The 24,340-nt window shown below is 43.6% G+C and carries 26 protein-coding genes; 14 read left to right on the top strand and 12 right to left on the bottom strand.

The window, feature by feature from the left end:
- Nucleotide 1 precedes the first annotated feature (1 nt).
- Nucleotides 2-268, top strand: a complete 267-nt coding sequence (locus L3V32_RS04815) for a DUF2960 domain-containing protein (protein ID WP_005377584.1) — start codon at nt 2-4, stop codon at nt 266-268.
- A gap of 204 nt (nt 269-472) precedes the next feature.
- On the opposite strand, the gene nagK is transcribed toward L3V32_RS04815, so the two are convergent.
- Nucleotides 473-1,381 (bottom strand): N-acetylglucosamine kinase, encoded by a 909-nt coding sequence (gene nagK / locus L3V32_RS04810; RefSeq protein WP_006742573.1) that lies wholly within the window; start codon nt 1,379-1,381, stop codon nt 473-475.
- A gap of 173 nt (nt 1,382-1,554) precedes the next feature.
- Entirely contained in the window at nt 1,555-2,304 is a 750-nt protein-coding gene (locus tag L3V32_RS04805; protein WP_237283947.1) for a tRNA-uridine aminocarboxypropyltransferase, read from the bottom strand.
- A 149-nt stretch (nt 2,305-2,453) separates the two neighbouring features.
- On the opposite strand from L3V32_RS04805, the gene L3V32_RS04800 reads away from it, so the two are divergent.
- Nucleotides 2,454-3,275: a sterol desaturase family protein gene (locus L3V32_RS04800; RefSeq protein ID WP_167426585.1), complete on the top strand. Its 822-nt coding sequence runs from the start codon at nt 2,454-2,456 to the stop codon at nt 3,273-3,275.
- 90 nt (nt 3,276-3,365) lie between these two features.
- Here L3V32_RS04800 and L3V32_RS04795 read toward each other — a convergent pair whose 3' ends face one another.
- The 5 genes from L3V32_RS04795 to L3V32_RS04775 form a co-directional block, all read right to left on the bottom strand.
- Nucleotides 3,366-3,596, bottom strand: a complete 231-nt coding sequence (locus tag L3V32_RS04795; protein WP_170902029.1) for a hypothetical protein — start codon at nt 3,594-3,596, stop codon at nt 3,366-3,368.
- 47 nt (nt 3,597-3,643) lie between these two features.
- On the bottom strand, nt 3,644-4,024 hold the full coding sequence (locus L3V32_RS04790; protein WP_005396203.1) for a hypothetical protein: 381 nt from the start codon (nt 4,022-4,024) through the stop codon (nt 3,644-3,646).
- Between the two features lie 236 nt (nt 4,025-4,260).
- The gene (locus L3V32_RS04785; RefSeq protein WP_237283904.1) at nt 4,261-4,734 is read right to left on the bottom strand and encodes a hypothetical protein; all 474 of its coding nucleotides are present in this window, start codon (nt 4,732-4,734) and stop codon (nt 4,261-4,263) included.
- Nucleotides 4,735-5,148: an NUDIX domain-containing protein gene (locus tag L3V32_RS04780; RefSeq protein WP_012841842.1), complete on the bottom strand. Its 414-nt coding sequence runs from the start codon at nt 5,146-5,148 to the stop codon at nt 4,735-4,737.
- 283 nt (nt 5,149-5,431) lie between these two features.
- Complete coding sequence (locus L3V32_RS04775) at nt 5,432-7,450, bottom strand: methyl-accepting chemotaxis protein (RefSeq protein ID WP_237283903.1); 2,019 nt, start codon at nt 7,448-7,450, stop codon at nt 5,432-5,434.
- A gap of 134 nt (nt 7,451-7,584) precedes the next feature.
- Between L3V32_RS04775 and L3V32_RS04770 the strand changes: the two genes are divergently transcribed.
- Nucleotides 7,585-8,079 carry an NlpC/P60 family protein gene (locus L3V32_RS04770; protein WP_237283902.1) on the top strand — a complete coding sequence of 165 codons (495 nt, stop codon included), beginning with the start codon at nt 7,585-7,587 and terminating at the stop codon, nt 8,077-8,079.
- Between the two features lie 44 nt (nt 8,080-8,123).
- Here L3V32_RS04770 and L3V32_RS04765 read toward each other — a convergent pair whose 3' ends face one another.
- The 3 genes from L3V32_RS04765 to L3V32_RS04755 all read right to left on the bottom strand — a co-directional run bounded on the left by L3V32_RS04765 (nt 8,124) and on the right by L3V32_RS04755 (nt 10,595).
- Complete coding sequence (locus L3V32_RS04765; RefSeq protein ID WP_005396212.1) at nt 8,124-8,468, bottom strand: DUF3802 family protein; 345 nt, start codon at nt 8,466-8,468, stop codon at nt 8,124-8,126.
- Nucleotides 8,469-8,658: 190 nt separating this feature from the next.
- Nucleotides 8,659-9,621, bottom strand: a complete 963-nt coding sequence (locus L3V32_RS04760; protein WP_005396213.1) for a GGDEF domain-containing protein — start codon at nt 9,619-9,621, stop codon at nt 8,659-8,661.
- Entirely contained in the window at nt 9,621-10,595 is a 975-nt protein-coding gene (locus L3V32_RS04755) for a response regulator (RefSeq protein WP_005396215.1), read from the bottom strand. Before L3V32_RS04755 ends, L3V32_RS04760 begins: the two co-directional genes overlap by 1 nt.
- 224 nt (nt 10,596-10,819) lie before the next feature.
- Between L3V32_RS04755 and L3V32_RS04750 the strand changes: the two genes are divergently transcribed.
- Together L3V32_RS04750 and L3V32_RS04745 are read left to right on the top strand one after the other, a co-directional pair.
- Entirely contained in the window at nt 10,820-11,686 is an 867-nt protein-coding gene (locus L3V32_RS04750; protein WP_005396217.1) for a fructosamine kinase family protein, read from the top strand.
- Nucleotides 11,687-11,939: 253 nt separating this feature from the next.
- On the top strand, nt 11,940-12,134 hold the full coding sequence (locus L3V32_RS04745; RefSeq protein WP_005396219.1) for a CPXCG motif-containing cysteine-rich protein: 195 nt from the start codon (nt 11,940-11,942) through the stop codon (nt 12,132-12,134).
- A 75-nt stretch (nt 12,135-12,209) separates the two neighbouring features.
- On the opposite strand, the gene L3V32_RS04740 is transcribed toward L3V32_RS04745, so the two are convergent.
- On the bottom strand, nt 12,210-12,821 hold the full coding sequence (locus L3V32_RS04740) for a riboflavin synthase (RefSeq protein WP_054867079.1): 612 nt from the start codon (nt 12,819-12,821) through the stop codon (nt 12,210-12,212).
- 394 nt (nt 12,822-13,215) lie between these two features.
- Here L3V32_RS04740 and L3V32_RS04735 point away from each other — a divergent pair, with 394 nt between their 5' ends.
- Entirely contained in the window at nt 13,216-14,586 is a 1,371-nt protein-coding gene (locus L3V32_RS04735; protein ID WP_005396222.1) for an MATE family efflux transporter, read from the top strand.
- Nucleotides 14,587-14,719: 133 nt separating this feature from the next.
- Nucleotides 14,720-15,718: a DUF3080 domain-containing protein gene (locus L3V32_RS04730; protein ID WP_237283901.1), complete on the top strand. Its 999-nt coding sequence runs from the start codon at nt 14,720-14,722 to the stop codon at nt 15,716-15,718.
- 15 nt (nt 15,719-15,733) lie between these two features.
- Here L3V32_RS04730 and L3V32_RS04725 read toward each other — a convergent pair whose 3' ends face one another.
- On the bottom strand, nt 15,734-16,579 hold the full coding sequence (locus L3V32_RS04725) for a DNA ligase (protein ID WP_237283900.1): 846 nt from the start codon (nt 16,577-16,579) through the stop codon (nt 15,734-15,736).
- 424 nt (nt 16,580-17,003) lie between these two features.
- Between L3V32_RS04725 and L3V32_RS04720 the strand changes: the two genes are divergently transcribed.
- The 7 genes from L3V32_RS04720 to L3V32_RS04690 all read left to right on the top strand — a co-directional run bounded on the left by L3V32_RS04720 (nt 17,004) and on the right by L3V32_RS04690 (nt 24,240).
- Nucleotides 17,004-17,324 carry an STAS domain-containing protein gene (locus L3V32_RS04720; protein ID WP_005394270.1) on the top strand — a complete coding sequence of 107 codons (321 nt, stop codon included), beginning with the start codon at nt 17,004-17,006 and terminating at the stop codon, nt 17,322-17,324.
- A 26-nt stretch (nt 17,325-17,350) separates the two neighbouring features.
- Nucleotides 17,351-18,217, top strand: coding sequence for an OmpA family protein (locus L3V32_RS04715; protein ID WP_237283899.1), 867 nt, complete (start codon nt 17,351-17,353; stop codon nt 18,215-18,217).
- Nucleotides 18,214-20,316, top strand: coding sequence for an SLBB domain-containing protein (locus L3V32_RS04710; protein WP_046875253.1), 2,103 nt, complete (start codon nt 18,214-18,216; stop codon nt 20,314-20,316). The genes L3V32_RS04715 and L3V32_RS04710 overlap by 4 nt, the downstream gene beginning before the upstream one ends.
- Nucleotides 20,316-21,002: an AAA family ATPase gene (locus L3V32_RS04705; protein ID WP_237283898.1), complete on the top strand. Its 687-nt coding sequence runs from the start codon at nt 20,316-20,318 to the stop codon at nt 21,000-21,002. Before L3V32_RS04710 ends, L3V32_RS04705 begins: the two co-directional genes overlap by 1 nt.
- A gap of 11 nt (nt 21,003-21,013) precedes the next feature.
- Nucleotides 21,014-21,394: an Hpt domain-containing protein gene (locus L3V32_RS04700; RefSeq protein ID WP_005394262.1), complete on the top strand. Its 381-nt coding sequence runs from the start codon at nt 21,014-21,016 to the stop codon at nt 21,392-21,394.
- A gap of 277 nt (nt 21,395-21,671) precedes the next feature.
- A complete protein-coding gene (locus L3V32_RS04695) occupies nt 21,672-23,195 on the top strand; it encodes a sigma-54 dependent transcriptional regulator (protein ID WP_046875250.1) in 1,524 nt (507 codons plus the stop codon).
- The gene (locus L3V32_RS04690; protein ID WP_237283897.1) at nt 23,170-24,240 is read left to right on the top strand and encodes a glycosyltransferase family 4 protein; all 1,071 of its coding nucleotides are present in this window, start codon (nt 23,170-23,172) and stop codon (nt 24,238-24,240) included. Before L3V32_RS04695 ends, L3V32_RS04690 begins: the two co-directional genes overlap by 26 nt.
- Nucleotides 24,241-24,340 lie beyond the last annotated feature (100 nt).

Here is a 24,340-nt window from a genome sequence, read left to right as displayed (position 1 = left end):
TATGGCTCGTACCATTCTTTACACTTACAAAGACCAAGACAAAGAACTGACGTTCTCATACCAGCAGCACCGCAACATTCAAGAAGCGGTTGCCGAAGCAGAAGGTATCGATATCACTGAGTTCCTAAAGATGGAGCAACAAATCGAAGCAGTGTCTGACACTAAAGCGGTGCGCAACTACCGCGATAACTACTTCAGAAAATTAGGCTTTAGCAAAATTACCCTAGCTCAAAAAGAAAACCTAGGCGTAGGCAAAAAGAACAAATAAGCTTAGCTGTAAACAGAAAACTCGCGATTCGTCGCGAGTTTTTTTATGCATGCTATTTTTGTTCGTGCTCTATACCCAAGCATATAGAAGTTACTTGGGTATATGAGTTACTTCTATATATAAGTAAAAAGCCCCGTTTTTACCTTGATGGTCTAAACGGGGCGTAGATTTCTTCTTACTTTATATCGAGTAACGTTTCAGTCACTACTTGATGTTTAGGAACGCAGCACCGCGTACACCGCCTGAATCACCGTGTTTTGCTTTGATGATCTTAGGACACTTAGCCACAGACAATAAGTGTTTAGGGATGCGTTTTGGCATCTCTTCATAAATCAATTCGAAGTTTGAAAGACCACCACCCAGCACAACAACATGTGGGTCAGTCGCTGTAAAGATGTTTGCAAAACAGATAGCCAGCAACTCCATAAAACGCTCAACGTGCTCGACGGCTTTCGCCTCACCTTCTGCGTGCGCTTTAATGATGTCGATCGCTTTCTTCTCTTCACCGTAGTAATGGGCGTAGAGCAACTCGAAGCCTCGACCAGAAAGGTAACTGTCTAAACACCCCTTTTTGTCACAACCACAGCCCAACAGAGGTGCGTTTTCGCCTAAGTGGAACCAAGCATCGATAGGTAAACGAGTATGGCCCACCTCACCTGCTACGTGGTTACGGCCAGAGAAAACTTTACCATCGTAGATAAAACCGCCACCAAAGCCAGTACCTAGGATCAAACCAAGAACAGAAGGCTCATCTTGAAGCTCTTCGTCCCATGCTTCTGATAGCGCAAAACAGTTAGCATCGTTTTCAATCTTTACGCTGCGACCGATTTTCGCTTCAAGGTCCGCGCGCAGTGGTTTGCCTTTCGCCGCAGGAACGTTAACCGTTAATACCGTTGCATCGTCTGCGTCTTCCATGCCTGGTAGGCCAAGACCAATTGTGCCTTCGCAACCAAACTCTGCATCGTATTTGTTAACCAATTCCGCAATGGTATCAACCAGCAGCTCGTAGTTGTCTGTTGGTGTAGGTACACGTTCCGTCGCTACACGCTCAAGCTTCTCGTTAAATGCACCAAACTCAATTTTAGTGCCACCGACATCAAAGCCGTAATACATGTATTTCTCTCCTAAAAAATGCTTAAACGACTCCAAAAATGGCTGGAGTCAAAAGTATAAACTAGTGGCATTATCCATATCTGTACGCCTGCAAACCGTGACCGAATGCAGATTTATCCCCTCACCGCAGCCAGTTGAACAACATGCCATCAACAAAAGTTCATTCCTTAGAGTCAGCTCTCGGTTTTCACCCACTCTTTGAAACGTTTTAAATGCGGTCGGTTGGGATCGTTTTTGACTCGGGTCTTGGTCAACATGTAGGTTTCTCTAAAGGCTTCAAACCACAACTGAAGGCATTCCGATGCTTTATTCTCACCGGCTTGTTTCAAAACTAACGTCGCGACTTCGGCGGTTGAAAGATGCTGCTCATTCTCAGAACGGCGCATGATGTATTCAGACAGAGATTCTGGCTCAATAGAAAGCACAGGCAAAGGTTTAAGAAAGTCAGAACGACGGAATATCTTTCGTGCCTCACGCCAGCTACCATCAATAAAGATCAGCAACCATTTTTTGTTCTGAGCCTCTTCGTTTATTAATCGCGCAGGCTCCAGATCTTCAATTAAACGAGATGGGTCATCCACATAGTCTGCAGGAAATACAATCACTGGTTGGTAGTTGTCATCCTGTAGTAGCTCCAGCATCTCCTCAGACGGTTCTGTTCGGTTCCATTGATACACGTAAGCCTCTTGAATCGTATCAGCAATTAGACGACCGGTATTACTTGGCTTAAATACTTCGTTTTCAGAAACAATCAACATACATGCAATATTAGCCTTGATGTTTGGCTGAAGATCGCACAAACAGTGTTGCTCAGAAACCTGGCAATATTGGCAACGAACCACTTTACATCCACGCGCGTTGAAAGGCTTGGTTGAGATAGATTGTCGGTACTGATATAAACGGTGGAAAGCGTGAATTCTCATGGTAAGTAATGCCAAGTAAAAAGTAGAGCGCGATTCTACTGACATTATGGTTTCGCCTCAAGATAAGCCCTTCAAAGCACCTTACTGTTTGTTGAAATAATTTCACTCTTATCTCGGTCATAGATAAAGTAATAAATAAGGAAATGACAGTGACAGAAACGACGTTTCAAGATCCCTCGTGGATAAGATTAGGCTTTTTTCTCGGCGTATTATTACTTTGTGCCCTTTGGGAAAACAAACTGCCGAGAAAAACACTTACCGCTTCACGCGGGTTTCGCTGGGTCAATAACTTATCACTGGTTGCTGTGAATAGCTTGATTGTTGCGTTAGTCATGCCTATCGCGGCCTTTCAAGCTGCAATTATCGCTCAGGAGCAACAATGGGGACTATTTAATTTGCTCTCCCTGCCCGCTTGGTTAAACATTTTCCTAACCGTCATTTTGCTTGATTTCGTCATTTACGCTCAGCATGTTGTCTTTCATCATGTAAAACCGCTGTGGAAGATTCACCGAATGCATCATGCCGATCTCGACATTGATGTCACTACTGGCGCACGTTTTCATCCCATCGAAATCATCATCTCGATGGGTGTCAAAATTGCCACCGTATTTATCTTAGGCGTTTCTCCTATCGCTATCGTGGTATTCGAAATAGTGCTCAATGCCAGTGCGATGTTTAATCACAGTAATGCAAAACTGGCTTTATCAGCGGATCAGAAACTGCGAAACGTCATAGTGACGCCAGACATGCATCGCGTTCATCATTCCGTGATAGCAAAAGAAACCAACTCGAATTTCGGTTTCTTCCTTTCTGTTTGGGACCGACTTTTTGGGACATATCGAGCTCAGCCTGAACTTGGCCATGATGATGTCGTAATTGGTATACCGGAAATTAGGAATGAAGCAGAACAACGATTAGACAAGCTGTTAACTCAACCTTTTCGCTATAACCGAAGAAGACGCAACAGTTGAAGAAAAGTTTTTGTGGATGAAGTGCGTAAACAAAGCGAATAGACTAAACCTAAACACCAACCAGTTAAACACCACTTCATCCTTGCGATGCTAGCTAGTGGATTCACTCTCCGTTAGTTGACGTTTTTTGTTTAACTGAGTAATACCAACAAATAAACCAACCACACCAAGCACCGTGCACACCAAAGCATTAGTATTCATTGCTTGTTGTGCTTCTATTGAGCTGTATAGAAAAGCCAGACTGAAGAAAGTGGTACCAAAGCTTAAACCTGTCAGTACGCTGAAACCAGCGAAACTGGCCAAGTCTTTAAAATCGTTCATAACGAATCCCTGTTTACTATCCTTAATTGAGTGATGAAAAGTGAAAGTTAACGAAATATCTGGCGTGATTGTCGATGTTTACGCGCGTTCCATAACCAGATAGATACGCCGAATGAAAAACCTAAAAAGAGTGTTTTCATTTGAAGTGCGGCATTGTTGTCCAATATTTCTAATGTATAGTGAGCGTGCGAGCTAAAAATAACATTGGTCGTCAGAATCAATAGCATAAGTACTAATCCGGAACGACGGTGCTTCACCAACAGATACACCGCTAGTAAGTCTAACAGCCCCAACGAGCTCCAATAAATATTCAACCAGCGTGGCGCAAAATCATAAGGCAAAAAACCGTTAGCAATGTTGTCATAAAGATGAACCACACCGCCAACTGTCATAAAAAGGCATAAGAGAAACACGACGAATTTATCCATTATCGTTTCCTTATCTGAATGAATGCGCAAAGCATATAGAAGTCAGTTAAACATTTGTAATCTCATAGCCATTTTTGAGATCGACAGTGCCTTTAAACAGTACGAGAGGCGTGCGAAAGAAATTTATTCGCTCCTGATAGAAGCATAGTGTTAGCTTTGGCATTTCGCTCAAATCCGCTAGTTTTCCCAAGTGATAAGGTGAGAAAGGTTGTCAGGCGCGCGATGATAAAGGCATGTCACACTCTACTCTCCTTCACTATTTCAGACACAAAAACAAACTTTTTCGACGGCGGAAAGATACAATCTTCCGAGCATCTAAAGCCTCGTAGCCAGAATCCGTCGTCGAGCTCCCTTAAATACAAACCACGTGGATAAGATTTGTCATTCGAAAGCAGGCAAGACACCACAGTAAGGTACTCTTCCTTCTCCAAATCAATTTCTTGCAAACGGAGGTATGGCGCAACAGCTAAAGGACAAGGTGATAGATTTTGTGTCGACGCCGCTTCAATCATTTCTCCAAGGGTCGCGCCAAAATAAAGTCCGAAGTCAGACGGTGTTTTTATCGTTAAACAGAACGATTGAATCTCATCTGAGCACTCGACTTTGTCATCATCGAATAGTTGTTGGGCGAAGGGATTCAATTTAACACCCTTTTGACTCAGGCGCTTTAACAAATTCGTCTTTGTTAAACCTCCAACTCGCAACTTCACTTACACCACTCCTTGGTCTATCAGTTTTCGAACTTTTTCCAGCGCGTTCTGAAAAACGGTATGCGCTTGTGAGGAAATATCGCTCCCTATATCGTGCCAAAAGAACGCAAAATCATGTCCGCCATCGTCTTGCGTATGAAACGTCCATGAATCCGCTAGGTCAGCACACTCGCACGAAACAAAGTGCCATACTTGATTTTGAAAGCCACTGTCCCATGAGCATAAATACCGAGCGGAGATAACGTGCGTAATTCCAGATTCTTCAGCAAGCTCCCGCTTTGCAGCCGTGATGTAACTTTCATCAAACGTCTCAATAGTGCCCTTGACGAGCTGAATACCCGCCAACGGATGTTTAAAAAGTAGGAGCTCTTGGTTTTGCTTACGCAGAACGACGGGACAAACTTTATCGATGATCACAAAACCACTCCTCGTTGTTTAAGCAGAAATCTTTGGCTTGTTCTGGATATAAAGGAATCGCATGAAGTTGCATTATCCATTCCTTTGAATTCGGACAACATTCTAGCCATCTTGTTTTACCGACATAGCATTAACACCACGTAGTGATAACTCAGCCCTTAAGAAATGAGCAAGATGCGATATAACTCACTTTTGCGATTTGAATAGCAATGAGAAGTTGCGTAGAAGCAACAAAAAAGCAGAACCGAAGTTCTGCTTGTAGAAGATAAAAACATGTCACTTAGGCGGACTGATGTAGCTCGTATTTATGCAACATCGCTTGTTGATGCCCTGCAATTTCTGCCACTTGTTCAGAGCTTTCAACCATGGATTCAAGTTGTAGCTTTGTACGCTCTCCAAGCTCGGAAATATTATTGATGGATAGAGACACATCCGCCGTCGCACGTTCTTGCTCTTCCGTGGCAACAGAGATCTGCTCAACACGCTCTTGAATATGCTTAACCGCGAGGTTGATGTCAGAGAACGTCGATTTCACTTCATTGCTGGAATGCAGCGCGTGGGCCATTTCTTCTCTTGAATCATTGACTGCTTGGCGCGAACGCTCTGCGGCAGTAATAAGCTCGCTCATCATTGCTCGGATGTTCGTTGTTTGTTGAGAAGTATCACTTGCTAGTTTGCGGACTTCATCCGCGACAACTGCAAACCCACGCCCTTGTTCACCAGCTCGAGCGGCTTCTATTGCTGCGTTGAGAGCAAGCAAGTTTGTGTTGTCAGCAATACCACTGATCATATCGACCATTTCACGAATCTGCTTAACACGCTGGTCTAGCTCTAAAATAGATTGCTCATTCATATCCAAAGAGCTTTCAAGTGATTCCAAACGTTCACGGTTTTGTTCCACAACTTGAACGCCTTTTTCAGTGTGCTGGGTAGCAAGCATCGAGTCCTGTGACGAGGCATTTGTCACTGTCGCTATTTCACGAATGGAGGCTTCAAGTTGCGTAATGGTCGTGATCATGCTCGCCAACGCTTCATTTTGTGTCGTCAACCCATCGCTCGTTTGTTCAGCTGCACTGTGGCTTACTTCAGCCGTCTGATAAAGCGTCTCACAGTTACGTGTAACTGTTTGGATAGAGTTGTTTGTTGAATCAATCACTTGGTTTAGTTTTCGTGCCACTTCTTTTAGCTCATAAGGACCAACCTCTTGTGCATTGTCACGGAAGTCATGTTCGGTAAGTGCGGAAAGACGCGTTAGTACATTCCTTAACCCTCGGTTTGTCCATGACTTCAGACTGAACCAAGTGATCAGAATAATGAAAGATATCACACACGCTGCAAAAACGATCATAACACTCACTGACTGAATAGTGTCATTGACCACACTCTCTTTATCCGCAATCAACTCACCAGCAGCTTGTGATATTTGATCAAGCAACCGCATGGTTTCATCCGCAAGAATCGAAGCCTGTTTAAACTCTGAACGTTGCAGTTCCCCTTGTTCTAGTTTGGCGAGGATCAAACGCAGCACGCCCTTTTCACTAAAGCCTTGCTTCACCATCTCGTACGGTGCCGTTAGGCTTGCGTATTCGCTTACTTCTGGATGTAAAGACTGGAAATCTTCATAGGCGAGATTAATACCTGCAATACGGTTACGCATTTCTCGGTATTCTTTTTCGGCTTTGCTCAGCTCAGAATGCATCATCATTACTAAGAACGTGCTTTCCATTGAGCTCGCTGAGGCAATAAATCGGTTGGCGGCATCACTCGATTCAGGATTTTCGGCACTAAGAAACGAGCTAATTCGATTCATTTCCGGGCCGATAGAGCTGAGTCCATAGCGGAACCCACCAACTCCTGCATCAATATCCATTTGAATTTTTATCACTGAAGATTGCTTCAGTAAAATGGACTGCGTGATGTTATGTAAACGCGCTAAATTTGTATCTAACTCCTCAGAGAGTTGCTCAGCAACACCAGAAGCTTCTCCAACCAAACTTTTACTTTGAGTCGCAAGTGAATCGATTTGCTCTTTTATTAGAGGCAACTCTTTTGGCTCAGTAATTTGCATACCATGGTTGAGTAGCTTAACCATCTCCAATACATTCCTGGTTAACTTTGCGTTCGCCATCGCGATTGGTAACGCTTTTTGCGACAAGTCTTCAAATTGCTCTCCTACCTGTTCCATTCCTTTGAAACTTGAGACAGAAAGGGCTATAACAAGAGCTATGATAGTTAAAAATGTTGCACTAACAGCCTGAATCAGTGAAAGTGATGTGCGTGAGCGTTTTCGCTTTGCCATAATCAATTTTTATTCTTTCTTAAGGTTGAATCGGTTTTGCAGTGATTCCGTCACATTTGTGAGACAAAACCGTGATTTTCAGCCCATACTATGGATTGGTTATGACACTAATATTTCAGTTGTGAGTCGTAGAGATGACAGGTGGTGATTTGCGTCGAGTATATTTTCCTTTGATAATCAGTGTGCTACTAAGCGCCTGCTCTTCTGGGCCTGAACCTAACGAGCAAGTGCAAGTGACAACACCTACAAATCAGTTATTGGACAATAACCCTGACTTGTTCCAGTTTTATACAGAATGGCATGGCACACCTTATCGCTTAGGCGGCACACAAAAATCTGGTATTGATTGCTCGGCATTTGTGCAAAAAGCCTTTGTCGAGGCTTATCAGCTATCGTTACCCAGGACAACGAGACAACAATCGAAACAAGGTGTGGAATTAAATTGGACGGACGCCAAACAAGGAGATTTGGTGTTTTTTAAGACAAGACGGACGACCTATCATGTAGGGATTTACTTGGGTAACAAGCAGTTCATGCATGCGTCAACGTCTAAAGGTGTGATCATTTCAAGAATCGACAACCCATACTGGGCATCTAAGTTTTGGCAAGTAAGAAGAGTTACAATGTAACTCTTCTTACTTTTAGAATTGGAGATGACTGGTATCAAACAATATCAATCGTAAGTAGCAACGGCAGTATCGAATAGGTTTTTAACCAAAGCGATGTATTCATCAAGGAACGTGATCTGTTCATTAGTCGCTTTTTTATGCCATACACCAGCCAATATCTCACCAAGATCTTCAACAACCGCATCCGCTTCTTTTAGTAATTTGAAGCGTACGCTTGAGTGAAGCTCTGGGTTTTGCTCAAAGATCGCCATGATGTTTGAAGCCACCATATCGGTGACGACATCTTCGATGCTTTCGGATCCAGTGTCGCCAATTTCAGTCGTGAAAATATCTAGATTTAGCGACAAGTGCTCGATAAGAGCGAGATATCCATCGGTTTCTAAAACCACTGTTTTTCTCCGTTTATTGCAAGCCTTCGAAGCTGAAAGCGGAATAGTTTCAATAGTAAGACATGCCGAGAAAATTTCATTAACTTATTTCATATTAACAAACATTCACGAACCAACTGGATGTTTTTCAAACAATTGCGCTTTGCCTCACTGCGTTCGGATACAGGGTTTCTTCAAACCTTTTTGTATTTCAGTCATTTTCATGCAAACAAGTTTGGTTACGACCGTTTTCTTTTGCACGATACAACGCAGCATCGGCACTCTTTAACCATTGAGTGTGAGTTTCAAAATAAGGTTTATACTCGCAAACACCAATACTTATCGTGTAATTAATCAAAAAATCTTCCACTTTCACGATCTCTTGCTCAATTCTTTTACGTAAACGCTCCGCGAAATAGCAAGCTTGTTCTTGATTCGTATGAGGAAGCAATACCGTAAACTCTTCTCCGCCAAAACGACCGCACACATCACTGCTTCTTGCTGTCTTTCTTAATAACGAAGAAGTACGACGAATGACTTCATCTCCCGTCGGGTGACCATAGGTATCATTCACTTTTTTAAAGTGGTCGATATCAAATATTACTAATGAGCATGGTCCGTCGATAACTTTTAGGTGAGCAAACTCTTCTTTCAGAGATTGCTCCCAATAAGCACGATTAAATAAACCTGTTAAACCATCTTTGCGACTGATTTCAGACAAATGTTGATTTGTTTCTTTCAAATGAATGCGATTTCTTGCCGTTTCAGAGACATCATTCACTTGAATAGCAATGTGGCTGACCTCTCCTGAGAGCCCGATTAACGGGGTGATTACGATGTCTTGATACATGAAATCACTGCTGTTTGAAACCGGAGAAAAATTGTTGAATTTAAAAAGGTACGGTCGGTTTTCCCAGCTAGAGAAGGAACGAGTTTCCAGATCGGCGGCGGTTTTTATCTTGGTTTCTAGCCAAGTTTTTGGCAGCTCTTCAAAATGATCAAATAAACATTGGCCAAGGATTTCTTGTGACAGAACGCCACTGTATGACTGCATAAAACTGTTCCACACACAGACCTTATACTCTTGATCCAACACGATAAGCCCTGAATCCATCGTATCGAGAATTTGTGTGACCCAATGAAAGTCTGCTATGTCCAGCGTAATATCGGACATTAGATTAGCTCCATGATTTCATAAATAATTTCTACGGATGGTTTATCAATTAAAAACAGTACCTCACACTCAAAATCGAGCGCTTCTGCCATGTAGGTGTATTCGATAGTAAACAGCTCACCTAATTCACCCTGCTCTTCACAGTAAGGCGTTAACGTATCCACAATGCCTGGCTGACGAAGTGAGAATTGCTTGTCGAGCTGATCCCCTAACGATGTGAGAAATGAAGAAACCAGTAAGTTCGAGATATTCAAAATGATTTCATTATGAGGTGTAAACTCAAGCAGATAGCCTAACTTCTCGCCAATTTGATTGATGTCTCTACCACGCAAACACACCAGAGCTTCACCATGAATACCGCCACCAACAAACCTCTGTGCAACCGCGACGGAGCCATCACGCCCAACAACGTCGACAAGCGTCATATGAAGTTCGCCGTAGGATAACGGACCAACATGTGGAACAGGAAGTTGGATGAACTCGTGTAAGTGGTCTGCCATAATCGCAGCCCCTTTACCAAGGGCAATGTTTGCAATCTCGCGGAATTTGGCTAATGAGGAGAACTCCTCGCAAATCTGGCTTTTAGGGTCAATCGAATGGCTAGGCTTGAACGCATAGTGCAGCCCCAATTGTTCATAGAGCGGTATCACCTGCTCTTCTGTCAGAGGCTTAGCGATAAAAGCTTGAGCACCGAGCTCTATGCAGCGCTGTTTTGCCTCTTGTTGAACATCTCCAGAAATAATGACGATTTTAGTCTGGTAGTGACTAACAGGTAATGACTCGAGGACTTCAAAACCGTCCATGATCGGCATCGTTAAATCGAGAAACAAAATATCGATATTTTGCTCCGCAAGAATATTTAGCGCCTCATACCCATCTTGAGCTTCGATCAGGTGCAATGATGTATCTTGTACGATGGAGCGCGCAATGAGCTTTCTTGCAACCGCTGAGTCATCACATATCAGTATTTTCATGTCACCAATGGAACTAACGTCAAAAAAATAATAATACCTGTTGTATACATTCATCTCCATATGCTATGCCGACAAATCAGAGGCTTATAAGCGATTTGATTCACATTTATACAAATTGACTACACTGAGAGGAAGGTTTCTTTACGAAGTATGCTCAACGTAGCGCCAACACCTTGCTTTTTATCCTAAACTGTTGGTGGTCAAATAGATTCGCGAGGTTTTGTATGTGGCAAGCAATATCGCAACAGCTTTCTGATACTTTATTATTCGAGTACCAGATCACGGAAAAAGTAAGACTGTCTGGCGGGGATATCAGTGAAAGCTACATGATTAATGACGGCGAACAGCGCTATTTCGTGAAAATTAACGATCGCGAGTTTTTGTCTAAGTTTGAAGTTGAGGCAGAAAGTCTGCATCTTTTGCGTGAGACATCCACCCTATTTGTTCCAGAGGTTGTGTTGGTTGGTAAAACCAAAAATGCCTCATTCCTAATTCTTAACTACCTTCCAACAAAGCCATTAGAAGATGGCCCAAACAGCTTTAAATTAGGACAGCAATTAGCTCACCTTCATCAATGGGGCGAGCAAAAGGAATTTGGTTTTGATACGGATAACTATCTCGGGTCCACTCTACAACCCAATAAGTGGCACAAGAAGTGGTGTGTCTTCTTTGCTGAACAACGCATAGGATGGCAATTACAGCTCCTTAAAGAAAAAGGCGTCACTTTAGTTGATATCGACGACTTTATAGATGTCGTAAAACAACTGCTAGCAAACCATGCTCCAGAGCCCTCCTTGCTGCATGGCGATTTATGGAACGGGAATGCGGCTCTCACGGCATGTGGCCCTATCTGTTACGATCCCGCCTGCTACTGGGGTGACAGGGAGTGTGATATTGCGATGACTGAGCTTTTTGGTGGATTTCAACCGGAATTTTATCAAGGTTATGAATCTGTTATGCCACTTTCTGCTGGTTATCAAGAGCGTAAAGATATCTATAACCTTTACCATGTTCTCAACCATTGCAATTTATTTGGCGGCCATTACTTGGAGCAGGCTCAACAAGTTATTAATAAAATTATTTCTTATTAATTTGGAAGCCACTGCATATTTCAAGATGTAAAACCTCGAGGCACATCACTACAGAAAATGACCCTAAGCTCAAGGTTGAGTTTGGGGTCAAGTTTTATACTTATTTCGACTCAATTAGCAACAACTCCACCTAATATCAAAGGAGACTTAACTTTGGATTGTGCCTATTTTCCTTGTAGGCAAAGTAAGTGAAGGGCTGTACTTCCTTAAAGAATAGAGTGTTTAAAAGCCCTGCGATATTAGGAGTTGTTGTATGAAAAATTATACCGAAAGGCATGTCAAATGCCCCCATTGTGGACATTCAATCGGCATTACACTAGATGCAAGTAATGGTGACCAAGAGTTTTATGATGATTGCCCAGCTTGTTGCCATGCCATTCACTTAAATATGCGAGTAGATGAGCTGCAAGATAAAGTCGAACTGTTTATCGATGACAATTACGAATAACAACTCGAGCATGTAAGCGTTGGAAACACAAAGTCACTTGAATTAAAAAGGAGCGCTTGGCTCCTTTTTATCATTCTAAAGCTGTTTTGCTGCGAGAACTCGCTCAACAGTATCAACTATGGCTTGAGTCTGAGGGTCAAACTCGATATTAACGCGGTCCCCTACTTGTCTTACTCCAAAGAGTGTTCGTTGCAAGGTTTCTGGAATTAGATGTACTGAAAAACGACACGCTTCAACCTCACCAATCGTCAAAGAACAACCATCCAAGCCGATATAGCCTTTCGCTAACACATATTTCATTGATTCTTGCGGCAGTTGGAACCAAATAGTGCGGTTATTAGGCGTATCGATGATCTCGACAATGTCAGCCATCAAACTAATATGGCCAGACATGCTATGTCCGCCAATTTCATCACCAAACTTGGCAGCTCGCTCAATGTTTACGCTGTCACCTTCAACTAGCTCGCCTAAGTTGGTGAGAGCCAATGTCGCTTGCATTAAATCAAAGCTGATAAGGTTGCCATTTATATTGGTCACGGTCAGGCAGCAGCCATTGTGAGCGACAGATGCCCCTATTTCTAATCCTTTACAAAGCTCATCGCTTAACTCGACAACATGCGTTTGAAAGCGTTCTTTTTTATCAATTTTAACGACCTTAGCCGTACCCTGAACTATTCCTGTAAACATTCTTTTTACCTATTGATTTCATACAAGCTGCAATCGATGACAGAGCCTGAAGCACAGCACTGTGTATCGAGATAAAACCTGTAGATTATAGAGCAACGACCTATTGAAAAATGGAGCCTTGTTCTCATACATGCTTCTTACATTAACATGATTTATTACAGCTCTCAGTATTAGCGTATCCTGAGCTTAGCGAGCATTAAGTTAGTGTTATCCACTATTCGCAACCTAACTATGGAATATAAACATACAATTGTTTATCATTTGCGCGGAGTTTCTCCGAGGCATTTTTTCACCTTATCGTGACTAAAATCAACCATCAGGTCAGTTCACCACATCTTTTGTCCTCGAGCGCTCTCATTCTTTCAACTTATTGTTCCGCTCTGGAGTATTTTTCGTGCATCGCTATAAAGAAGAAGCATCAAGTCTCATCAAATTGGCGACCCCGGTATTGATCGCATCTGTTGCTCAAACTGGTATGGGGTTTGTTGATACCGTTATGGCCGGAGGCGTTAGTGCCACCGACATGGCTGCGGTTTCTGTCGCTTCAAGTATTTGGCTTCCATCCATTTTATTTGGTGTGGGTTTGTTAATGGCGTTAGTCCCTGTTGTCGCACAGTTAAATGGCTCTGGTCGTCGAGTAAAAATCCCGTTTGAAATTCAACAAGGCGTCGTTTTGGCATTGTTGATCAGTGTGCCGATTATTGCAGTGCTGCTTCAAACCCAATTTATTCTCGGATTTATGGATGTTGAAACGCTGATGGCAGAAAAAACAGTGGGGTACATTCATGCTGTTATCTTAGCAGTCCCTGCCTTCTTGCTTTTTCAAACGCTTAGAAGCTTTACGGATGGTATGTCATTGACGAAACCAGCAATGGTCATTGGCTTTATCGGTTTACTGCTCAACATTCCTCTAAACTGGATTTTCGTGTATGGCAAGTTTGGCGCACCTGAATTAGGCGGTGTTGGCTGTGGTGTTGCAACTACGATTGTTTACTGGGTTATGTTTGCCCTACTATTGCTTTATGTAATGACATCAGATCGACTTAAAAGCATCAACTTATTTGGTGAATGGCATCGACCACAATGGAAAGCGCAAGTTCGTCTGTTCAGGCTCGGCTTTCCTGTTGCAGCAGCGCTGTTTTTTGAAGTAACACTATTTGCTGTCGTTGCACTATTGGTCTCACCACTAGGACCAATCATCGTTGCGGCGCACCAGGTTGCGATTAACTTCTCGTCGCTAGTATTTATGCTTCCAATGAGTATCGGTGCGGCAGTAAGTATTCGTGTTGGACACCGACTTGGCGAAGAAAACGTTGATGGCGCTCGCGTTGCTTCACGAGTGGGCATAATGGTTGGTCTAGGTTTATCTGTTCTTACAGCGATATTAACCGTATTGTCTCGTGAATGGATTGCCGAACTTTACACTAGCAACCCAGAGGTCATCACTCTAGCGATGCAACTGCTCGTATTTGCTGCTGTTTATCAATGTACGGACGCAGTTCAGGTAATCGCGGCAGGTGCACTGCGTGGCTATAAAGATATGCGAGCCATCTTCAACCGTACTTTTATCGCCTACTGGATTCTTGGTTTACCAATGGGTTACGTCCTTGGCCGCACAGACTGGATCGTCGAGCCAATGGGTGCGCAAGGTTTCTGGCTAGGCTTTATCATCGGCCTTTCTTCTGCCGCACTTATGTTAGGGGTAAGAATGCGCTGGATGCACCGCCAAGAACCAGAGGTGCAATTGAACTTTTCAGTTCAGTGATAATAAGAAAAAGCCAGCACACGCTGGCTTTTTTGATCGAATAATAACGCTGTTGAGTATACTTATAACAAGCTTGTGAGCCAGTTCAGCCTGCTCTTTTGGTGACGAATACGAAGTTATAAAAAGGATATTTGTGCGGTCTATTTTATTGTTTTTAGTCTTGTTTCTTAACGGTTGCGATAACTGGTTCAACCCAGAAAGAGCAATGTTTGACAAGTATCACCAACGTGTCGCCAATGTGTTGGACGCTCCTACTCTTCCAATCGAATCGCAACCTACGGTGACCATACCTGCAAAACGCGACTTATTCGAGCCACTTCCCAGGCTATCGATTGGTTTACTAGAAAGCTACCAATTACGCCAGTGTGGATTATTCAATCTACTTGCCGAGAAAAACTCGCAACTTGGTAAGGTGCAGGATGCATTTCATGATTTTGATTACCAAACTTCACTGTTACGAGTCATGAATCGATGTCTATCCGAATTTCAGCTCAGCGATGAAGAACGTACCACATTAACAGAGCTTTATTCGACTAAGTGGCAACATTTAGGTACTCATCTTGACAACTTGCTACTCGCGAGTGATGCAATGCAAAAGCAGCTAACGGCGTCGGATTGGCTATCTCAAGAAACGACGAATGATATTGCACGTCTTAACGACGTCTATCGCCTTTTCAGTGAAATGTACGGCTTGCCTCATCGCGCCATTTCACGTCTGCCCGATATTGAGATTGTGCAGTATCAAGAAGAGCTAGAGAAATCTCGTTTAATCGGACGGCTTTACTATTCGATGATAAACGCTTCTCACTGGCTAAAAGCTACGACTCAGTTACTTGAACAACATCAGAATAATGTATTGTGCGGGCCAAATCGAGACACCACCCAGTTCCGCTACCTAAGAAATGTCTTCCAATCTATTTACGTTGAAGAAGTGCAACCTTACTTAGCCTATTTAGACAGTACCTATCAGCAACTTCATGATGGCGCCACCTTGATAGAAAAGCGTATGCAACTTCATGGTCATCAATATGGGATAAAAGAAGCACACAAAACCTTTAGACAAGAAACCCTAAACCACGTTCAGTTTTGGCAGGGTCTCTTCAAGCGGTGCGGCGTAACCGTTGGCAACTAGTAAGTGCAGAGCGTTCTATTCCTTCAGCCTCTCACGCAAGAATCGGGCAAAACGTGGCTTACCGGTATGAGTAAAACCGTTGTACCTGAACGTGACGGTTGAACCTATTTTCGGAGGCTGACGACGCACTTCATCGGTAAACCCACTACCAATGTAAAACTCAGTACCATCTGGTAAGCGAACTAACATCGCCCCCATCATACCCAATAAACGCCCCGTGCCTGGCTTATAGCCCACGACTAGCGCTTCATCATCCGCGTATCGTTTCAGTTTAAGTAAATCACTACCACGTCCAGCTTGATAACGGCTTGATACCTTACGTAGCATCACCCCTTCACCATCGGATATTGAAATCTTATCCAATTGCGCAAACATGTGAGCTTCATTTTGGATCGCTCGGTGTTCGACATATTTGATATGAGGTTGGTCTACTTCGAGCACTAAGTCTTTGATGTTGTAATAACGCTTCCGGTAATCACCAGCAGAATACGGCATATCAAAGATCATAAAATCAATGTTTCGCCAAGCTGACTCCACAGGCGTTTTATCCAAAACCGTTTGTTGTACGAGATGAAAATTGCCTCGTCCCGCCCATAGCTCACCATCTAACGGATAGTCAGGGAGTGAATCTATAAACCAATCTGGAGCGTAGATTCGGTTACCATTTCTCGTCACGAGATGTTGTCCTGTCCAATAGGCGCGAATGCCGTCGAGTTTTTCGCTATACCAGTATTCAGATACATCGATGCCATCTTGATAGCTTTGCGCAAGAGAAACTGGAGGCGTGAGAGAAGTATCAGCTTGAAGCTGTGAAGACGCTGTCATAACAGCCAGCGCGATTAATGTCATTTTTAATGGCATAAGAAGACCTTGTACAAAAAAGCGCCTTTATTGAACCGTAACTCCTCTCGATGACCTATTTGTTACTAGTCATTCTTCGACTCAGAACAATCAACTTAAGTAATGATTTGCAAGGACAATCATAAACTTTAGACAGATTTTGCATTTAATATTTACACATTGTTCACAATAAGATGGGTGAGTCTCAAATCAAGTCGCAATCTAATCTCGATGAGACTCTTGCTTTAGCACTCGATATTAATTCGACCTCTCTCCTGAACAAGCCGTTTGTCTATGCGTTTTTGATTCTCAAATTGAGAACCTATTCCTTCTCAATTTGAATGACACCACCAAAAAAATCATAACCATCTGATTTTATACGCATTTTAATCTGGCACGTTACCTGCTCTATGTCCAAGTAGAGAAAACAAACGGAGATAGAGTCATGGAATTACGCAAACTAGAAATTAATCAAGACAAATTAGCCATTGAGTTTTTTGGTGACTTAGACGCAAGTGGCTGTCGACAAGCACAACATCACATTGATGAAGTAATTCACGACAATCATCACAAAGAAGTCGAAATTAACCTACAGCACGTCCAATTTCTTGATTCTTCAGGGATTGGTGCCATTGTTTACTTATATAAGCGTCTAGTTGAACGTGAAAGAAGCATGAGTATTGAAAACGTATCAGGCCAACCTTTGGAAATCATGAGCTTGCTTCGTATTAACCATGCTATTCCCGTTAACTCAAAAGGACACTAAAAATACCGGTTTAAACGGAGGTTGGCATGGTAAATCTTATACGACGATATGTAGTAAGCGGTCTTGTTGTCGGCATGTTTGGTTGTTCGTCGTTTGACTACCCAGACCACGGAAAAGGTGGCTTGGCGGAAAACTATCAAGATATCTCAATTGAAAATTATCAGTTTTCCCCAGTCATGCCCGATGAACCGTTAGGTCCAGAGCATGGGTTGAGGTTTGATTGGCAACTCACCAAGCTACACCTAGACGCGTTGATTCAAGAAGGCGCACGCTGGTGCTTTCCTGCAGCAGTCGTGCAAGCGCTAGAGAAGCAAAACAGAATCGCACGTGAGCTAGAAGGCGGACTTCTACTCGATGCAGCTAACGATCTGGTGATTCAACGTCGACGTTTAAACCAACTTGAACAGCAACTCGACTATGTATTAAGCCAAACCACTTGTACGCCACCCGATGATATTGAAGCATTGCGTAGCGATTTGAACGTCGTCGCTGAAATTTATGCACTCCTCAATATTGATAATCAATTTGCTGTCGATTCAGCAGAAATTAATCCAAAGTACATGGGACATTTGGCAGAAGCTGCCTACACTTTACGTGACCACCCTAACCTAACTCTTGTGGTGACTGGGCATGCCGATGTCACTGGCTCACCAGATTACAACCAGAAACTCGCTCAAGCGCGTGCAGAACAAGTGAAGCGTTACCTGACTGTATTTGGCATCACTTCAGAACGCGTAACCACCAAATCTGTGGGAGATAGCCTGCCGCTTTACGAGGGTGAAACACCTGCCGTGCGTTTAACCAATCGCCGCGTAAGCATCGAGGTTATTAGCCCTAATTCAGATAGCGATACCTCAGTAAATCGCAATCTATCTGTAGGAGGTGCGCTATGAACACGATGAAACCATTTATCACCTTAGTTCTTTTGTGCTTGGTCGCTTGGGTACCTACTTCGTCAGCTGATGAAAACAATACTGTTAAGGTCGGCGATTTAATTCAGATTAACCTACCTGGAGAAGCGTCTTTAAATAAAGGGTTTCAAGTCGATCGCCGTGGGCGTATTAACTTACCGGAAGTCGGCCCTGTATTTGTTGCTGGATATAATGAGCAACAACTCCAAGACGTGATTATCGAAACGCTAAAAACCGTGTATCGTGACGTAAACAACGCTCGAGTCTTTATCAAACAACAACAGTTATTAGTGTCAGTCCAAGGCTACGTGGTCAAACCCGGGGAATATACCTTACCTTCAGGTTCCAATATTCAAATGTTTGTATACGAAGCTGGCGGCCTTCGCGCTGGTGCTCAGCTCGATAAAATGATCGTTAAACGCGGCGACAAAAATATCGAGTTTGACTACAAACGTTTCCTTGATACTGGTGACAATAGCCAGCTCCCGAAATTGGAATCGCTGGACGTACTGTTTGTTCCAGCATCTCCACTCGTTGGGAATATTGAGCAGGAATTTGATGCAGCAAAACTCGCGAATTCAGGCGACAGCGCAGACTCCACTCGTGCCATAAAAGTCTTTGGTGAAGTGAATGCACCCGGCTCATTCTCTTACAAACCGAACACCACGCTCGTTGATGTCGTGATGAGAGCTGGCGGCGTAACACGATATGCCAGTGTTGAGCAAATTCGCGTGATCACAAATAACAACCCAACCATGTTTAATCTGAAAAAGTATCTAGATACGGGTGATCAAAGCTTACTACCAGAAATCCTACCGGGTGCCACCATCTTTGTTCCAAAACAGGAAGAAGAAATCAAAGCGGGTGCAAATGTGGTTTATGTCATGGGTGAAGTTGCCCACCCTGGCGCGTATGAAGGAAAGCAAGACGCTAGCTTCATGGATATTCTCGCCAATGCAGGCGGGCCTACTCGCTATGCAGAATCTCGCCAAATTCGTGTCATAAAAGCCGATGGTAAGGTCATCAAATTCGACCTAACCGCGCATACCGAGGGGCTGTCTTCGGTTAGACCACCGAATGTCGGACCTGGCGACGCGATTTTCGTCCCTGAGAAAACCGATTTCAACGAGAAGTCATGGCTAAAAGTGGCGCCAAGTCGAGCGGTCGCTGTGATGGGAGAAGTCGTGCGCCCGGGACGTATTGAATGGTCAGACGAAATGGATTTAATTGATCTGCTTGCGCATGTTGGCGGCCCAACACGTAGAGCTGACACCACCAAAATTGAAGTCGCCAATAATGGTCAAATGACACAGTTCGATTTAGATCAATACATTTTAGATGGCTCACCAACATCGAATCTGCCCCGAGTTTCTGCTGGCACGGTAGTAAGAGTCCATGCATTACCTGACGATCCATCAGACAACAAATCGCAATGGGTAAGCCAGAGCTCTGATGCCTCGATATATGTTTTCGGTCAAATCAATGCCCCAGGCCGCTATCGCTTTACCGAAGAGATGCACTTTCTGGATATTTTATCTGCCGCCGATGGACCAACAATGGATGCCGATATTCACAATATTCGTGTGACGCACCGTGGCCTAGGCTATGCCAAAGTGAGTAAATTGAATTTGTCGATGTACTTTGAAACGGGCGATGAGTCTATTCTGCCCCACGTTCGTCCCGGCGATACCATTTACATTCCGGAAAAAAACAAAAACTGGTTGGATCGCTCCAAAGAATCCACCGTGCGTGTATTAGGTGAAGTAAGAGACCCTGGGCGCTATGTATTTAATGACAACATGACGGTACTTGACTTGCTGGCCGAAGCAGGAGGCCCGACAAACAATGCGTATCTTGAAAAAATCAGTGTGGTCAACATGTCTTGCTGTCAGGGCCAAGCTCGAACATTTGATTTGGTGAACTTTAGCAAAACCGCCAACATTTATGATTTACCAGTCATCCGTGCAGGCGACACTATTTACATTCCACATAAAGACGAAAGCTTTGCTGAAAAAGCGAGAGCCGGATTAAGAGATATTCTACAAATCACCACAACCATCGTGTTAATAGGAGCGTTGTAATGACTATTCCTGCCACTCACGCTGAGATTGAGCAAATTTATCTTCAGAGTGAACAGAAAGGCCACAAAACGATTTGTGTTGTGGGTTGTAAGTCTGAAGACGGCGTCACTTCCGTGGCTTCATCTCTAGCAGAGCGTCTGGTTTTAGCTGGGCACAATACTTTGTATGTGGATCTTAACCTGTTCAAGCCCGCTTATCGCACCATTCACGAGTTTGATGATGCCGAAAAAGTTGGCCACCTGATCACAAGAGAAAATACGCATCAAACCTTAGTCGGTCTCCCTGCTCCATCTCTCGCCAGCACTCAATTGGCGTACCGAGACCCGACAATGCTGAAGCGCAATATTGCAGAGTGGTTAACGCAATACGAGCGCGTCGTGATAGACACATCTCCACTTCTGAGTGTCAACCGAAGCAATATTACCCCTCAAGTGATTGCGGGCGTATGTGATGCCACCTTATTAGTCGCACATTATGGCTCTACGACGGCAACCCAACTCGAACAAGCCAAAAAACTACTTGATGCTAGCGATGCGAATTTGATTGGTTCCGTGCTGAATATGAAGCATACACCTAGCCTGAAAGATGAGTTGATCCGCCAAGTTTCCAAGCTACGCTTTTTACCCAAAAAGTGGAAAGAAAAGATATCTCAACAAATTAAGAAAAGTGAACTGTTTATGTTATAGGGAGCGCCAATATGACTGCAAATAACACACCGACTATCGAACAAGAATTGGTGGATGAACACATTCTCCAGCAAATGATCAAAGATACGTGCGCCGAAATCATCCCTACGCTGATTGAACACTATATTGAAGAGTCACGAGAGCGCATGGAGAAAATAGAGCAAGCATTAAGCGCGAGAGACCTCCAAACATTAGAGTTCGAAGTTCATACACTCGGCAGCTCTGCCCTTGCTTTAGGTAACCGAACGCTTTCCAGACAAGCAAGAATGATTGAGAAATATTGTGTGGAAGGAAAAACACTAGAAGCATTGGCTCTCTGTGAGTCTCTCTCCCAGCTGGCCAATGAATCGTTTGACGCGCTAGAAAAGCGAAAAGATCAAGGGTTCGAGTAACAGTTTCAATGATAAATTATCTTATGAATCATCGCACTTATTAAAGTGCGATACCGATATCATCTAAGACATTTACAATTTAACTTAATCAATTAAAAAGTATGGATTTTTCGCAAATTTCCCACCTTGTGCTAATACTTAGATAACGCTTTTCTCAAATTGAGAATATTCAGCACTAGAGAGCACTAAGTCATATAACTCGCTCATCACGCCAAATACAAATAATAGTGCTGACAAAAAAACATAAAAGTGAAACGAACTACGTTGGGATAGGACTATGAGACCAAGGGTGTTACTGGTAGAAGACTCTACTTCACTAGCCATACTTTATAAGCAGTATGTCAAAGACGAACCTTATGACATTTTTCATGTTGAAACAGGTCGCGAAGCAATTCAATTTATTGAAAGAAGCAAACCTCAACTCATCATTCTCGATTTGAAACTGCCCGATATGTCTGGTGAAGACGTATTGGATTGGATCAACCAGAATGACATTCCTACCTCAGTTATTATTGCTACAGCGCACGGCAGCGTAGACTTAGCCGTTAACCTAATTCAAAAAGGTGCGGAAGATTTCTTAGAAAAACCTATTAACGCCGATCGCCTAAAAACTTCTGTTGCATTACACCTCAAACGCGCCAAATTGGAAGATTTAGTAGAAAACATTCAGTCCAAGTTTGATCGCCATAACTATCACGGATTTATCGGTTCAAGTCTCCCAATGCAGGCGGTATATAAAACCATTGATGCCGTTGCTCCAACATCTGCCAGTGTCTTTATTGTGGGTGAAAGCGGCACAGGTAAAGAAGTCTGTGCTGAAGCCGTGCACCGTCAGAGCGACCGTAAAGACAAACCTTTTATTGCTATAAACTGCGGGGCTATCCCACGAGATTTAATGGAAAGTGAGATTTTTGGCCATGTTAAAGGCGCATTTACCGGAGCCACAACAGACCGAAAAGGTGCTGCGACGCTGGCTCACGGTGGTACGCTTTTTCTCGATGAACTGTGTGAAATGGAACTTGAGATGCAAAAGAAGTTGCTCCGTTTTCTTCAAACAGGAACCTACACACCGCTTGGTGGCACTCGAGAGATGAAGGTGGATGTTCGAATCATTTGTGCCACCAACCGAGATCCATTAACAGAAGTGGAAGAAGGTCGTTTTCGTGAAGATTTGTATTACCGCGTACACGTAATACCTATCGATATGCCCCCTCTGCGCGAGCGAGGAAGTGACATCGTCACGCTAGCCAAGCACTTTTTGACCACTTATGCCAAACAGGACAAAAAGAAATTCTCAACAATCGACAGCGAAGCTCAACATATCATCAAGCACTACGAATGGCCGGGTAATGTAAGGCAATTGCAAAACATCATACGTAACATTGTAGTGCTTAATAATGACGAAAAAGTCACGGTGAATCACCTACCCGCTCAACTGACTAGAAAGTCTAAAACGGTGAGAACATCCACTCCCACACATGTAACTCAAGAGCCAGCAAACCCTACAACAATAACATCCCAACCTGTGTATGTTGAGGAACAGTCGGCCCCCGCTAGAGAGCCGTCAATACCGACACCGGAACCTAACATACAATCATCAGCGGCTGCCTCGCCGTACTTTAACTCTGATGGAACCATTCGCCCTATGTGGCAAGTGGAGCGTGAGGCGATTCAAAACGCAATCGCATACTGTGATGGCAACGTACTCAATGCCGCCGTAATGCTGGAGCTAAGCCCATCTACGGTTTACCGAAAAAAACAAGCGTGGGAAGCGGATGAAATTAATCTCGAACAATCTTGAGAAACTTGCCGTTGGTGAAATTTGGATTTTTCTTGATAGCCGCCTGTTTGGCGGTATCGAAAGTCACGTCATAGAGCTTGCTCGTGGATTAATGACATTTGGGCACAAAGCACGTGTTGTCTTAACGACTGAGTACTCGCCACCAGCACAGATTGTAGAGAAAGCAGAAGAATCCACCATCCCTGTGAGTTACTTGAACCATTTGTCTGGTGAGCCACATAAGGCATTAAAGATCAAACACCTAACAAGCGCGGTCGCCAATCACCAACCATCGGTCATTCACTCCCACGGTTACAAAGCGTCAATCTTAGCGCGCTGTGCCAAGCTACTCACGCGCACATTTCCTCGCTTGATTTCAACTTATCATGCAGGAGAATCATCCTCGGGCAAAATGTGGCTCTATGATTGGCTTGATAGAAGTTCAGGCTACCTCTCTAACCACTGCTTTTCCGTCAGCCCAAGCATTCAGCGCAAAGTCATTTTCCCTTCGGAACTGCTGAATAACTTTGTTTCGATTCCCGATTGTAATCTCAACTATCAAGAAATCGCCTTCGTCGGCCGATTGAGCCAAGAAAAAGGTGCCGACCAATTTATCGAAGTGGCTAAGCTCTGCCCAACATTGCATTTTAGTGTTTACGGTGATGGACCCGAAAGAGAATCACTCGCCCACATTGCCCCTTCAAATGTGACATTTTTCGGTCATCAAACTGAAATGGAGACCGTTTGGAAAAACATTAGCGTGCTGGTAATTTCTTCTCGCTATGAAGGCCTGCCTATGGCGGCGCTTGAAGCAATGGCTAGAGGAATAGTAGTGATGAGCCTACGCGTGGGTCGCTTGCCCGATATTATCCAAACTGGCGAAAATGGCTTTATTGTCGATGACGTCCCATCTCTCGCTCAATGCCTTAAACATTGGATGTCTCTTGATGAAGCGCAGCAATCTCTCATTCGTCAAAACGCTCGGCAGACCATTATTGATGATTTCTCGGCGCAAAGCGTTATTCCTGTATTGCTACGAAAATATCAAATTGAAACGGAGCAATAAGCCATATTGGTTCTCAATATGAGAATATTGCTTATCCCCTTAAGGCCAAGCACAAATATCTAATAATATTCAAACACATAAACTAATGGCATATTTTGGC

This window comes from Vibrio sp. J2-4, from assembly GCF_021728155.1.
Taxonomy (GTDB): Bacteria; Pseudomonadota; Gammaproteobacteria; order Enterobacterales; family Vibrionaceae; genus Vibrio; species Vibrio diabolicus.
This window is presented reverse-complemented; position numbering and strand designations above follow the sequence as displayed.

What these genes read in the sequence shown, in the direction of transcription:
- L3V32_RS04815 (WP_005377584.1), top strand. Translation starts at nt 2, where the DNA reads ATGGCTCGTACCATTCTTTACACTTACAAAGACCAAGACAAAGAACTG.
- nagK (WP_006742573.1), bottom strand. Translation starts at nt 1,381, where the DNA reads ATGTATTACGGCTTTGATGTCGGTGGCACTAAAATTGAGTTTGGTGCA.
- L3V32_RS04805 (WP_237283947.1), bottom strand. Translation starts at nt 2,304, where the DNA reads ATGAGAATTCACGCTTTCCACCGTTTATATCAGTACCGACAATCTATC.
- L3V32_RS04795 (WP_170902029.1), bottom strand. Translation starts at nt 3,596, where the DNA reads ATGAACGATTTTAAAGACTTGGCCAGTTTCGCTGGTTTCAGCGTACTG.
- L3V32_RS04790 (WP_005396203.1), bottom strand. Translation starts at nt 4,024, where the DNA reads ATGGATAAATTCGTCGTGTTTCTCTTATGCCTTTTTATGACAGTTGGC.
- L3V32_RS04775 (WP_237283903.1), bottom strand. Translation starts at nt 7,450, where the DNA reads ATGGCAAAGCGAAAACGCTCACGCACATCACTTTCACTGATTCAGGCT.
- L3V32_RS04770 (WP_237283902.1), top strand. Translation starts at nt 7,585, where the DNA reads ATGACAGGTGGTGATTTGCGTCGAGTATATTTTCCTTTGATAATCAGT.
- L3V32_RS04760 (WP_005396213.1), bottom strand. Translation starts at nt 9,621, where the DNA reads ATGTCCGATATTACGCTGGACATAGCAGACTTTCATTGGGTCACACAA.
- L3V32_RS04755 (WP_005396215.1), bottom strand. Translation starts at nt 10,595, where the DNA reads ATGAAAATACTGATATGTGATGACTCAGCGGTTGCAAGAAAGCTCATT.
- L3V32_RS04750 (WP_005396217.1), top strand. Translation starts at nt 10,820, where the DNA reads ATGTGGCAAGCAATATCGCAACAGCTTTCTGATACTTTATTATTCGAG.
- L3V32_RS04745 (WP_005396219.1), top strand. Translation starts at nt 11,940, where the DNA reads ATGAAAAATTATACCGAAAGGCATGTCAAATGCCCCCATTGTGGACAT.
- L3V32_RS04740 (WP_054867079.1), bottom strand. Translation starts at nt 12,821, where the DNA reads ATGTTTACAGGAATAGTTCAGGGTACGGCTAAGGTCGTTAAAATTGAT.
- L3V32_RS04725 (WP_237283900.1), bottom strand. Translation starts at nt 16,579, where the DNA reads ATGCCATTAAAAATGACATTAATCGCGCTGGCTGTTATGACAGCGTCT.
- L3V32_RS04720 (WP_005394270.1), top strand. Translation starts at nt 17,004, where the DNA reads ATGGAATTACGCAAACTAGAAATTAATCAAGACAAATTAGCCATTGAG.
- L3V32_RS04715 (WP_237283899.1), top strand. Translation starts at nt 17,351, where the DNA reads ATGGTAAATCTTATACGACGATATGTAGTAAGCGGTCTTGTTGTCGGC.
- L3V32_RS04710 (WP_046875253.1), top strand. Translation starts at nt 18,214, where the DNA reads ATGAACACGATGAAACCATTTATCACCTTAGTTCTTTTGTGCTTGGTC.
- L3V32_RS04705 (WP_237283898.1), top strand. Translation starts at nt 20,316, where the DNA reads ATGACTATTCCTGCCACTCACGCTGAGATTGAGCAAATTTATCTTCAG.
- L3V32_RS04700 (WP_005394262.1), top strand. Translation starts at nt 21,014, where the DNA reads ATGACTGCAAATAACACACCGACTATCGAACAAGAATTGGTGGATGAA.
- L3V32_RS04695 (WP_046875250.1), top strand. Translation starts at nt 21,672, where the DNA reads ATGAGACCAAGGGTGTTACTGGTAGAAGACTCTACTTCACTAGCCATA.
- L3V32_RS04690 (WP_237283897.1), top strand. Translation starts at nt 23,170, where the DNA reads ATGAAATTAATCTCGAACAATCTTGAGAAACTTGCCGTTGGTGAAATT.